The sequence below is a fragment of the Streptomyces sp. MBT65 genome (assembly GCF_016612545.1).
Classification (GTDB): domain Bacteria; phylum Actinomycetota; class Actinomycetes; order Streptomycetales; family Streptomycetaceae; genus Streptomyces.
In genome coordinates this window covers 1-12,191 of the sequence record NZ_JAENRY010000243.1, presented here as the reverse complement: position 1 = coordinate 12,191, position 12,191 = coordinate 1, and the positions used below count along the sequence as shown (strand labels likewise).

The 12,191-nt window shown below is 70.3% G+C and carries 7 protein-coding genes; 6 read left to right on the top strand and 1 reads right to left on the bottom strand.

The annotated features are described in order from the left end of the window. The first annotated feature begins 462 nt into the window (after positions 1 to 462). From JHN63_RS38035 to JHN63_RS38025, 3 genes are read left to right on the top strand one after another with little or no spacing between them, the layout of a single operon-like run. Positions 463 to 756: a polyprenyl synthetase gene (locus JHN63_RS38035; protein WP_200689641.1), complete on the top strand. Its 294-nt coding sequence runs from the start codon at positions 463 to 465 to the stop codon at positions 754 to 756. After that, on the top strand, positions 746 to 1,801 hold the full coding sequence (locus tag JHN63_RS38030; RefSeq protein WP_200689639.1) for a polyprenyl synthetase family protein: 1,056 nt from the start codon (positions 746 to 748) through the stop codon (positions 1,799 to 1,801). Before JHN63_RS38035 ends, JHN63_RS38030 begins: the two co-directional genes overlap by 11 nt. 31 nt (positions 1,802 to 1,832) lie before the next feature. Then, entirely contained in the window at positions 1,833 to 2,993 is a 1,161-nt protein-coding gene (locus tag JHN63_RS38025; protein WP_200689636.1) for an oxygenase MpaB family protein, read from the top strand. Positions 2,994 to 3,006: 13 nt separating this feature from the next. Here the strand turns inward: JHN63_RS38025 and JHN63_RS38020 are convergent, their stop codons facing one another. After that, positions 3,007 to 4,587 carry an MFS transporter gene (locus tag JHN63_RS38020; protein WP_234478311.1) on the bottom strand — a complete coding sequence of 527 codons (1,581 nt, stop codon included), beginning with the start codon at positions 4,585 to 4,587 and terminating at the stop codon, positions 3,007 to 3,009. Positions 4,588 to 4,967: 380 nt separating this feature from the next. Between JHN63_RS38020 and JHN63_RS38015 the strand changes: the two genes are divergently transcribed. From JHN63_RS38015 to mfd, 3 genes are all read left to right on the top strand, one after another. After that, positions 4,968 to 5,756: an ABC transporter ATP-binding protein gene (locus tag JHN63_RS38015; RefSeq protein WP_200689632.1), complete on the top strand. Its 789-nt coding sequence runs from the start codon at positions 4,968 to 4,970 to the stop codon at positions 5,754 to 5,756. Continuing rightward, positions 5,753 to 8,326: an ABC transporter permease gene (locus JHN63_RS38010; protein WP_200689631.1), complete on the top strand. Its 2,574-nt coding sequence runs from the start codon at positions 5,753 to 5,755 to the stop codon at positions 8,324 to 8,326. Before JHN63_RS38015 ends, JHN63_RS38010 begins: the two co-directional genes overlap by 4 nt. 349 nt (positions 8,327 to 8,675) lie before the next feature. Further along, the coding region (gene mfd, locus JHN63_RS38005) for a transcription-repair coupling factor (RefSeq protein WP_200689630.1) at positions 8,676 to 12,191 on the top strand (3,516 nt) is incomplete at its 3' end.

Sequence of the window (12,191 nt, the reverse complement as noted above, 5' to 3'; positions counted from 1 at the left end):
AGGTGACGGTGGGGGGCGTCGGGGGTGGAGCCTGGCGGTACGGGCCGTACAGGTGGGGCTCGGGTGACGAACGCACATCATCCGGGCGGTAGGCGTCATGCGGAGGGTACGGGTCGTAGGACATCCCGTGCTCCTTGCGTGGCTCGGGTCCGTGGCGGCGGACCGCAGGGAGTTGGGCGGAGCGGGTCACGCATGTTACTCGCCGGTTGGGGGATGTGGGCGCTTTTCGCCGAACTGGGCGGTCGGTGCGCACTTGCCGCGTCCATCGGGCGCTGACCTCGGATGTTGTCCGGACTGACGGGGTGTCCGGGGCCGGCTCCGAACACGATGGCGCAGGCCGCACGGTCGAGCGAGGTGATCACTCGATCGTGAGTTTCTCCTCCCGTGTGCCCGATGTGTCGCGATCCTGACAGAAGGGCGGGCGACCGGTGTCACCCGCACGTACCAGGGGTGAGGAGTGCCATGACGCGGGCGGCGGAGCGACACGAGGGTCTGGACGAACGGGCGTTACTGCTGGCGGCCGGGCTGGCCGAACTGGCGGTGAGTACGGCGGGATCGGTGGTGGGCTCGGCCCTGGGGGTGGTGCGGGGACTGCTGCGCCGCTCGGACGCGGCCGAGCTGGCGGCCGACGCCGAGCGGGATCTGGCGGCGCGCGGGCGTCTGGTGCTCGACCGGTACACGGCCGTGCCCCCGGCCCATCTGGAGACCCTCGCCCGGCACGCCCTCGCCCGCCAGGCCGCCGCCGATGGCGTCTGAGCGCTGGGAGCCCGCCGCTTTCAAGGGCCGGGTCGACCAGGTGCTACGGCGGTTCGTGGCCGAGGAGGCCGAGCGGTTCGCGGAGATCGACCCGGCGCTCGACCCGGTCGCCGGGCAACTCCAAGCGGCGGTCACGGACGGCAAAAGGCTGCGGGCGGCCTTCTGTTACTGGGGCTGGCGCGCGGTCGGGCAGCCCGACAGCGACGCGCTGGTGCGGGCGGCGGCCTCGATGGAACTCGTGCACGCCGCCGCGGTCGTGCACGACGACCTCATCGACGACAGCCCGCTGCGGCACGGCCGCCCCACCGCCCACATCGCGCTGCGCGGCGCCGTACGCCGCCGCCCGCGCGCCGTCGCGGCCGCCAGGTCCCTCGCCCTGCTGGTGGGTGACCTGTTGATGGGCATGGCGGGGGAGTTGTTCGCCACCAGCGGGCTGCCTGCCGCGTATCTCGCCCGGGCCCGTCCGCTGTGGGCCGTGCTGGCAAGGGAGTTGATCGCGGGGGAGTGCCTGGAGATCCTGCGCACCGGCGCCGAGCCGGACACCGCCGCGTCGCTGAAGGTGATCCGGTACAAGACCGCCAAGTACACCGTGGAACAGCCCCTGTTGATCGGCGGCGCGCTGGCCGGCGCCGGCGGCCGGCTGCGGGAGGGCTACTCGGCGTACGGGCTGCCGCTGGGCGAGGCCTTCCAGTTGCGGGACGACGTCCTCGGCCTGTTCGGCGACCCGGAACACACCGGAAAGGCCAACGCCGACGACGTGCGCGGCCACCGTCCCACGGCCCTGCTGGCGGAGACCTGGCGCAGCGCCGGCACCGAGGACCGGGAGCGGCTCCGCGCGCTGCTGGGCCAACGGGGCCTGGACGACGCGGGGTTGCGCACGGTGCGCGAGACCATGCGCCGGCTGAAGGCGCCCGAGCGGGTCGAGGGCATGATCACCGCCCGGGTCGAGGAAGCGCTCGACGCCCTCCACGACCTGAACGTCCCCGCCCCCGCCGAGGCCGCGCTGACCGAACTGGCGCACTCGGCGACGGTCCGCCTCTCCTGACCCGTGACCCCTGAACTCCCGGGAGTGATCCGTGACTTACACCGAGACCTCGATGGACGGCCTGCGCGCGGCCGGTGACGAACTCGCCGACGCCACCGTCGCCGCCCTGTTCGAGCGCGGGGAGGTCGGCACGTTCAACACCCTCATGCGCTACGTCTCCGTGGCGGGCGCCCCGCTGCCGGACGGCCTGCCCGACGTGGCCCGCGAGTACCTCAACGCGACGAGCGTGCCGCCGAGTTGGGTCGACTGGGACGAGATGGAGAAGGCCCGGCTGTTCTTCATCGACAACAACGTGCACATCTCGACCGCGCTGTCCTTCGCCGCCATGCCCGCCTGCTACGTCGTCCCGACCGTGGCGAAGCTCCTGTCGGCCACCCACGGACTGAAGTACCCCTCCAAACGCATGGCGGAGACAGGGCAGTTCACCGTCTACCTGATGCGGCCCGACGCCTTCGAGGCCGGCGGCCGCTTCGTCCCCGCCGTGCAGAAGGTCCGCCTCCTGCACGCCTCCATCCGCCACCACCTCGTCCGCGAGAACCGTTGGGACACCGGCGCGTTGGGGACGCCGATCTGCCAGGAGGACATGATCGGCGGGCAGATGTTCTTCTCCCTGCTCGTGCTGGACAGTCTGCACCGGCTCGGCATCCACATGTCGACGGAGGGCGCGGAGGCCTACTACTACGCCTGGCGGGTGGTCGGCGCGATGCTCGGCGTCGACCAGGAAGCCGTCCCCAAGTCCCTTGAGGAAGCACGCCAGTTCCTCGACCTCTACATGGTCCGGCACATGGGACCGTCCGAGGAGGGCGCGCAGCTGACCCGCCAGCTCATCGACCTCTACGAGGAGGTCGTCCCCGGCACCTTCTTCGACCCGGTCGTCTCCGCCCTCATCCGCCATCTCGTCGGCGACACCTGCGCCGACTGGCTCCAGGTGCCGCGCACCCCGTGGGACACCGTCGTCAGGTCCGTGCCCCACCTCCTCGGCGTCCTGGAGAGCATCGAGGACCACTCCCCGCTCGGCGCCTGGGCGTTGGACCGCCTCGGCCACCTCACCAGCGTCCTGGAACTGTCCTCCCTGACCCGCGGCCGCGTCATGCACTACGCGATCCCGGAACAGCTCAAGAAGGACTACGGAGTCTCCAACGCCGTGTCCCGCAACCGCCGTTGGACCCCGCCCGCCGCCACCGTCTCCTGAACTCCCCGGCTCCTCACCGCTCCTTGAGGACCGGGAAGCGTCGCGGCGCCAGGAACAGCAGCACCAGGAAGGCGACGGCGGCGGCGCACCCGGCGCCGATGTACACCGCGTGCACCGCGTCCGCGATCGCCCGCCGGGTCGCCTCAGGGACCGCGCCTCCGTCCAACCCCCGTGTCACCGAGTCGAGATCGCTCGCGCCGCCCAGCCGGGACGCGAGCACCCCGTTGGCGACGGCCCCGAACACGGACGCGCCGATGGTCTGGCCGGTCTGCCGGCAGAACAGGACGGACGCGGTCGTCACCCCACGCTCCTCCCACCCCACGGTCGACTGCACCCCGACGATCAGCGGGAGTTGGAAGAGCCCGAGGGCCGCGCCGAGCAGCAGCATCAGGAGCATCGGCTGCCAGGCCGCGCCCGGATACGGCAGGAACGGGAACGCGAACAGGATCAGCGTCGCCGCCCCGATCCCCAGCATCGCCGTGTTGCGGAAACCGATCCGCCGGTACACGTGCTGGCTCAGCGCGGCCGACACCGGCCAGGTCAACGTCCAGACGGACAGCACGAATCCGGCCGCCACCGGCGCCAGACCGAGCACCGACTGCGCGTACGTCGGCAGGAACACGCTCGGCGCCACCATCAGCAACCCGAGTGCGCCCAGGGCCAGGTTGACGGCCGCGATCGTACGGCGCCGCCACACCCACCCCGGGATGATCGGCTCGGCCGCCCGGCGTTCGATCGCCACGACGACCCCGACCAGCGCAAGTCCCGTACCGAACAAGGCAATTGAGGGCGCCGAGAGCCAGTCCCAGGCCACCCCGCCCTGCACGAGTGCCGTGATCAGGACGCCTCCGCACGCGAACACGCCCAGCGCGCCCGCCCAGTCGACGCGGGGACGGGCGGCGCGGGCGCGCTCCGGTTCGTGCAGGTGGTGGACGATCAGCCACAACGCCACCGCCCCGACAGGGAGGTTGACGAGGAAGATCCAGCGCCAGCCGGCGTACGCGGCGAGCAGTCCGCCCACTCCGGGGCCCGCGACGGCCGACACCGCCCACACGGTGGACAACTTCGACTGGATCTTGGGGCGTTCGCTGAGCGGGTACAGGTCGGCGGCCAGGGTCTGGACTGTGCCCTGCAACGCCCCGCCGCCCAGGCCCTGTACAACCCGGAACGCGATCAGCGCGCCCATGCTCCAGGCCACCGAGCACAGCAGCGAACCGGCGAGGAACACCGCGGCGCCCGTGATCAGCACCGGCTTGCGGCCGAAGGTGTCGGAGAGCTTGCCGTAGACGGGGAGCGTGACCGTCACCGCCAGCAGATAGCCGGAGAACAGCCAGGAGAAGACGGAGAAGCCGCCGAGGTCGCCGACGATCTGCGGTACGGCCGTGGAGACGATGGTGGAGTCGAGGGCGGCCAGCGCCATCGCGAGCATGAGGGCCGCGACGACGGCTTTGCGGCGCCGGTCGGGAGGGGCCGGCGTGGCTTGCTCGGGAGGCGCCGGCGTGGGCTGCTCGGCCGCCCCGGTTCGTATCTCGGTGTCGCTGTCCCTGTCGCTGTTCCTGTCCCCCGGGTCCACAGGATTCCTTTCCCCTTGCATCTATCTGCCGCGCACCAGCTTCCCACTTGACCCTCACGTCGCGGCAGGGCGGAACCTCGTCGGGCCGGTGGGTGGACCGAACCCCGAGATCGACTCCACCCGGCGGTGGAGAGCCCCTAGGGGTGCCTCCTTAGTGCGACCCGGGGCGGGTTCGTACCGGCGGAGGAGGAGACGGGCCCGGGGTCGTCCTTAACCTGGCTTTATGCCGCTGGGGGGCGGCAGGCCGAACCGCAGAGGGTGGGGTTTTCCCCCGGGAAAGACTGCGCTGAGCACCAGCGCGCCGGACCCCCTCCCGCCGCCAGACTCATCGTCGTAACCACCTGAACCGCATCGACCGGGCACCGGCACGCTCGTCTGCCGACCGACTTAGGAGACATACCGTGACATCGGCTGTGACCATTCCCAGGCACGGGGGCACTGGAGGGCGTACGGCCGTTGCCGCGCGAGCGCGGCAGGTCGTCAAGGCGTACGGGGCCGGGGAGACCCGCGTCGTGGCCCTCGACCATGTCGACGTGGACATCGCCCGCGGCCAGTTCACCGCGATCATGGGCCCCTCGGGGTCCGGCAAGTCCACGCTCATGCACTGCCTCGCCGGGCTCGACACCGTGACGTCCGGGCAGATCTACCTCGACGAGACCGAGATCACCGGCCTCAAGGACAAGAAGCTCACCCAACTGCGCCGGGACCGGATCGGGTTCATCTTCCAGGCGTACAACCTGCTGCCGACGCTGAACGCGCTGGAGAACATCACCCTCCCCATGGACATAGCCGGCCGCAAGCCCGACAAGGGCTGGCTGGCGCAGGTCGTGGAGACGGTCGGGCTGTCCAGCCGGCTCAAGCACCGGCCCAACCAGCTCTCCGGCGGCCAGCAGCAACGCGTCGCCGTGGCACGGGCGTTGGCGGCCCGCCCCGAGATCATCTTCGGTGACGAGCCGACCGGAAACCTCGACTCCCGTGCGGGAGCAGAGGTGTTGGGCTTCCTGCGCCGGTCCGTGGACGAGCTGGGCCAGACCATCGTGATGGTCACGCACGACCCGGTGGCCGCGTCGTACGCGGACCGCGTGCTGTATCTCGCGGACGGCCGGATCGTCGACGAGATGTTCAAGCCGACCGCCGACGCCGTCCTCGACCGCATGAAGGACTTCGACGCGCGGGGGCGTACGTCATGACTGTCATGAAGACATCGAGGCGCAACTTCTTCGCCCACAAAGGGCGGATGGCGCTCTCGGCGATAGCCGTGCTGCTGTCGGTGGCGTTCGTCTGCGGCACGCTGGTGTTCACCGACACGATGAACACGACCTTCGACAAGCTCTTCGCGGCCACCGCGTCCGATGTGACGGTCCTGCCGAAGGCGGCCAAGGCCGACGGCAGCACCCCGCAGAACGGACTGCCCGAGTCGCTGCCGGCCTCCACGGTCGCGCAGGTGGCGAAGGCCCAGGGCGTCAAGTCCGTTGAAGGCGCCGTCAGTTCGATGAACGTGACGGTCGTGAACAGCGCCAACAAGAACATGGGGTCCTCGACCGGCGCGCCCACCATCGCGGGCAACTGGACGAAGAACGACCTGCGTTCGATGGAGATCACCACCGGACACGCCCCGCGCGGCCCGACCGAGGTGATGGTCGACGCCGACACCGCCGACAAGCACCACCTCAAGATGGGCGACTCGCTGCGCACCATCGCGCAGAAGGGTGACTTCACCGCGAGGATCGTCGGCATCGCCACCTTCAAGGTGACCAACCCCGGTGCGGCCGTCGTCTACTTCGACACCGCCACCGCGCAGCGCGAACTCCTGGGCGCCACCGGCCGGTTCACCCAGCTCGGCGTCACCGCCGCGAGCGGTGTGACGGACACGCAGCTCAAGCAGAACGTGGCACAGACCCTCGCCTCGACGGGGACGTACAAGATCCAGACGGCCAAGGAGAACGCCGACGAGAACCGTCAGGGCGTCGGCCAGTTCATGAACGTCATCAAGTACGCCATGCTCGGCTTCGCCGGGATCGCGTTCCTGGTGGGCATCTTCCTGATCATCAACACCTTCTCGATGCTGGTCGCCCAGCGGACCCGTGAGATCGGCCTGATGAGGGCGGTCGGTTCGTCCCGCGGTCAGGTCAACCGCTCGGTGCTGGTCGAGGCGACCCTGCTCGGGATCGTCGGCTCGATCCTCGGTGTCGGCGCCGGTGTCGGGATCGCCGTGGGCCTGATGAAGCTGATGAGCGCGGCGGGCATGGACCTGTCGACCCGGGACCTGACCGTGAAGTGGACGACTCCGGTGCTCGGCCTGCTGCTCGGCGTGATCGTCACCGTCCTGGCTGCCTACCTCCCGGCCCGCCGGGCTGGCAAGGTCTCCCCGATGGCCGCACTGCGCGACGCCGGCACACCGGCCGACGGCAAGGCGGGCTGGGTACGGGGTCTGATCGGCCTGGTGCTGACGGGGGCGGGCGGTGCCGCTCTGTTCGCGGCGGCCACGGCCAAGAAAGCGACGGACGGTTCGCTGGTCCTGGGCGCGGGTGTCGTGCTCTCGCTGGTCGGCTTCGTCATCATCGGCCCGCTGCTGGCCAACGGGGTCGTCCGGGTCATCAGTGTCGTACTCCTGCGGGCCTTCGGTCCGGTGGGACGCCTGGCGGAACGCAACGCGCTCCGCAACCCCAGGCGTACGGGTGCCACGGGTGCGGCCCTGATGATCGGTCTCGCGCTGGTCGCCTGTCTGTCGGTGGTCGGCTCCTCGATGGTCGCCTCGGCGACCAGCGAGCTGGACAAGTCCGTCGGCGCCGACTTCATCGTCCAGGGCAACCAGCGGATCGTCCCGCAGGCGGAGAAGGCGATGGAGCGGTCGCCCGACCTCGTCCACGTCACCCGCTACAAGGACCTCGAAGCCACGCTGACCTCACCGGACGGCCAGAAGGACACCGACGGCATCACCGCCGCCGACCCGTCCTACGCCCAGGACCTGCGCCGCGCCACCACGGCCGGTGAACTGTCCGCCGCCTACGGCACCAACGCGATGTCGGTCGGCTCCAAGTACGCCAAGAAGCACGGCGTCCACGTCGGCGACACGATCGGCGTCGCCTTCAAGGGCGGCTCGACGGCGAAGCTGAAGGTCGCGGCCATCACGGACGACGACGTGGCCATCGACCAGGGGGCGCGGTACACCAGCATCGCGACGATGCAGAAGTACCTCCCCGCCAACAAGGTCCCGCCGAACGAGATCATGTTCGCCAAGGCCAAGGACGGCCAGGAGAAACAGGCGTACGCGGCCCTGAAGAAGGCCATGGAGCCGTACCCGCAGTACCAGGTGCGCGACCAGACCGACTACAAGCAGGAACTGAAGGACCAGATCGGCCAGCTCCTGAACATGGTCTACGGCCTTCTCGCCCTCGCGATCATCGTGGCGGTCCTGGGTGTGGTGAACACGCTGGCCCTGTCGGTCGTCGAGCGCACCAGGGAGATCGGTCTGATGCGGGCGATCGGCATGTCCCGCCGCCAGCTCCGCCGGATGATCCGCATGGAGTCGGTCGTGATCGCCCTCTTCGGAGCGCTGCTCGGCCTCGGCCTGGGGATGGGCTGGGGAGCCACGGCTCAGCAGCTGCTCGCCCTGGAGGGGCTGAAGGTCCTGGAGATCCCCTGGGGCACGATCGTCGCGGTCTTCGTGGGGTCGGCGTTCGTGGGCCTCTTCGCCGCGCTGATCCCGGCGTTCCGGGCGGGCCGGATGAACGTCCTCAACGCGATCGCCACGGAATAGCCACCGCCCACGGGGGAGCCCGGCGCCGAGAAGTCACGGGGGACTTCTTGGCGCCGGGTTCGTTTGTTGTCCCCGTTGTCCCCGTTGTCCCCGGTGTCCCTGAGGGGCTGTTTTTGTTTTTGAGGGGTCACTTTGCGGCGGACCGAGTCGGGTGGTGGGCGGGCAAAGGCCCGGGGGTGCAGGGGGCGGAGCCCCCTGGTACGTCAACACCAGCGCAGGGTGCCGGGAAAGCGGGGTTATCCACAGCCCCGGCGCCAGCCACCGCACCGACGTACGCTGGATACCCCCCGGCCCACCACCCGCGTCGGGCCCTTCGTGTTGCCCACCACCCGGACGGAAGCCCCCCTCCATGAGCCTGCACGGTCTGCTCGACGCCGTAGTCAAGGACCCCGCCCTCGCGGAAGCCACCCGCGCCGCGGCCGACGGCAACCGCATGCACGTCGACCTGGTCGGCCCCCCGGCGACCCGCCCCTTCGCGGTAGCGGCGCTGGCCCGCGAGACCGGCCGTACCGTCCTCGCGGTGACCGCGACCGGCCGCGAGGCGGAGGACCTGGCGGCAGCCCTGCGCTCACTGCTCCCGCCGGACGGAGTCGTGGACTACCCCTCCTGGGAGACCCTCCCGCACGAGCGCCTCAGCCCGCGCAGCGACACCGTGGGCCGCCGCCTCGCCGTCCTGCGCCGCCTCGCCCACCCCAGGGAGGACGACCCGGAGACGGGCCCGGTCTCCGTCGTCGTAGCACCCGTGCGGTCCGTGCTGCAGCCACAGGTCAAGGGGCTGGGAGACCTGGAGCCGGTCGCCCTGCGGACGGGCCAGAGCGCCGACCTGAACACGGTCGTGGACGCGCTCGGCGCCGCCGCGTACGCGCGCGTGGAGCTCGTCGAGAAGCGCGGCGAGTTCGCCGTACGGGGCGGCATCCTGGACGTGTTCCCGCCGACCGAGGAACACCCCCTGCGCATCGAGTTCTGGGGCGACGACGTCGAGGAGATCCGCTACTTCAAGGTCGCCGACCAGCGCTCCCTGGAGGTCGCGGAACACGGCCTGTGGGCACCCCCCTGCCGTGAACTCCTGTTGACGGAAGACGTCCGCACGCGTGCGCGTGCCCTCGCCGAACAGCACCCCGAACTGGGCGAGCTGCTCGGCAAGATCGCCGAGGGCATCGCCGTGGAGGGCATGGAGTCGCTGGCGCCGGTGCTCGTCGACGACATGGAGCTGCTGCTCGACGTGCTGCCGAAGGGCGCGATGACCGTCGTATGCGATCCGGAGCGGGTACGCACGCGTGCGTCCGATCTCGTGGCCACCTCGCAGGAGTTCCTCCAGGCCTCCTGGGCGGCCACCGCGGGCGGCGGCGAGGCGCCCATCGACGTCGGCGCGGCCTCCTTGTGGGCCATCGCGGACGTACGGGACCGGGCGCGCGAGCTGGACATGATGTGGTGGTCGGTGTCGCCGTTCGCCGCCGACGAAGAGCTGACGGAGACATTTGCCGCCGACGCGGCGGGGGACACCCTGAAGCTCGGTATGCACGCCCCGGAGACCTACCGCGGCGACACCGCGAAGGCCCTCGCCGACACCAAGGGCTGGCTCGCGGACGGTTGGCGCACGGTCTTCGTGACCGAGGCCCACGGCCCCGCCGCCCGCACGGTCGAGGTCCTCGGCACCGAGGGCGTGGCGGCCCGCCTGGAGACGGAACTCGGGGAAATCGCCCCCTCCGTGGTGCACGTCGCGACCGGATCGATCGACTACGGGTTCGTCGACACGGCGCTCAAGCTGGCCGTTCTCACCGAGACCGACCTCTCCGGGCAGAAGGCCGCCGGCAAGGACGGCGTCCGGATGCCGGCCCGCCGCCGCAAGACCATCGACCCGCTCACCCTGGAGGCGGGCGACTACATCGTCCACGAGCAGCACGGGGTGGGCCGCTACATCGAGATGGTGCAGCGCACGGTGCAGACCGCCACGCGCGAGTACCTGGTCGTGGAGTACGCGCCCGCCAAGCGCGGGCAGCCCGGCGACCGGCTGTACATCCCCACCGACCAGTTGGAGCAGATCACCAAGTACGTCGGTGGTGAGGCCCCGACCATGCACCGCCTCGGCGGCGCGGACTGGACGAAGACCAAGGCGCGCGCCAAGAAGGCCGTCAAGGAGATCGCGGCCGACCTCATCAAGCTGTACTCGGCCCGGATGGCGGCCCCGGGGTACGCGTTCGGCGCGGACACGCCCTGGCAGCGAGAGCTGGAGGACGCCTTCCCGTACGCCGAGACGCCGGACCAGTTGACCACGATCGCCGAGGTCAAGGACGACATGGAGAAGTCGGTCCCGATGGACCGGCTGGTCTGCGGCGACGTCGGCTACGGCAAGACCGAGATCGCGGTCCGGGCCGCCTTCAAGGCAGTCCAGGACGGCAAGCAGGTCGCCGTCCTCGTGCCGACGACGCTGCTCGTGCAGCAGCACTTCGGGACGTTCACCGAGCGGTACTCGCAATTCCCGGTCAACGTAAGGGCGTTGAGCCGCTTCCAGACCGACACCGAGGCGAAGGCGACCCTGGAGGGTCTGCGCGAGGGCTCCGTGGACCTCGTCATCGGCACCCACCGCCTGTTCTCCTCCGAGACCAAGTTCAAGGACCTCGGCCTGGTCATCGTCGACGAGGAGCAGCGCTTCGGTGTCGAGCACAAGGAGCAGCTGAAGAAGCTGCGCGCGAATGTCGACGTGCTGACGATGTCGGCGACTCCGATCCCCAGGACCCTGGAGATGGCGGTGACGGGCATCCGCGAGATGTCCACGATCACGACTCCTCCGGAGGAGCGTCACCCGGTGCTGACGTTCGTCGGCCCCTACGAGGAGAAGCAGATCGGCGCCGCGATCCGCCGTGAACTCCTGCGCGAGGGCCAGGTCTTCTACATCCACAACCGGGTCGAATCGATTGACCGCGCGGCGGCGAGGCTGCGCGAGATCGTCCCGGAGGCACGGATCGCCATCGCCCACGGCCAGATGACGGAACAGGCCCTGGAACAGGTGGTCGTCGACTTCTGGGAGAAGAAGTTCGACGTCCTGGTGTCGACGACGATCGTCGAGTCGGGCATCGACATCTCCAACGCGAACACGCTGATCGTGGAGCGCGGTGACAACTTCGGTCTGTCCCAACTCCACCAGCTCAGGGGCCGGGTGGGCCGTGGCCGCGAGCGCGGCTACGCGTACTTCCTCTACCCCCCGGAGAAGCCCCTGACGGAGACGGCCCACGAGCGCCTCGCGACGATCGCCCAGCACACGGAGATGGGCGCGGGCATGTACGTGGCGATGAAGGACCTGGAGATCCGCGGAGCCGGAAACCTCCTGGGCGGCGAACAGTCCGGCCACATCGCGGGCGTCGGCTTCGACCTGTACGTCCGCATGGTCGGCGAGGCCGTCGCGGACTACCGGGCCTCCCTGGAGGGCGGTGTCGAGGAGGAGCCGCCCCTGGAGGTCAAGATCGAGCTCCCGGTCGACGCGCACGTCCCGCACGACTACGCCCCCGGCGAGCGCCTGCGCCTCTCCGCCTACCGGTCCATCGCCGCCGCCAACACGGAGGAGGACATCAAGGCCGTACGCGAGGAACTCGTCGACCGCTACGGCAAGTTGCCCGAGCCGGTGGAGAACCTGCTGCTGGTGGCCGGCCTGCGCATGCTCGCCCGCGCGTGCGGCGTCGGCGACATCGTCCTCCAGGGCACCAACATCCGCTTCGCCCCGGTGGAGTTGCGCGAGTCCCAGGAACTGCGCCTCAAGCGCCTCTACCCCGGCACGGTCATCAAGCCGGCCGCCCACCAGGTGCTGGTACCCCGCCCCAAGACGGCCAAGGTGGGCGGGAAGCCGTTGGTCGGGCGGGAGTTGCTGGGG

Excerpts from the sequence above, each read along its gene's own strand:
- JHN63_RS38035 (WP_200689641.1), top strand. The coding sequence starts at position 463 with ATGACGCGGGCGGCGGAGCGACACGAGGGTCTGGACGAACGGGCGTTA.
- JHN63_RS38030 (WP_200689639.1), top strand. The coding sequence starts at position 746 with ATGGCGTCTGAGCGCTGGGAGCCCGCCGCTTTCAAGGGCCGGGTCGAC.
- JHN63_RS38020 (WP_234478311.1), bottom strand. The coding sequence starts at position 4,587 with ATGCAAGGGGAAAGGAATCCTGTGGACCCGGGGGACAGGAACAGCGAC.
- JHN63_RS38010 (WP_200689631.1), top strand. The coding sequence starts at position 5,753 with ATGACTGTCATGAAGACATCGAGGCGCAACTTCTTCGCCCACAAAGGG.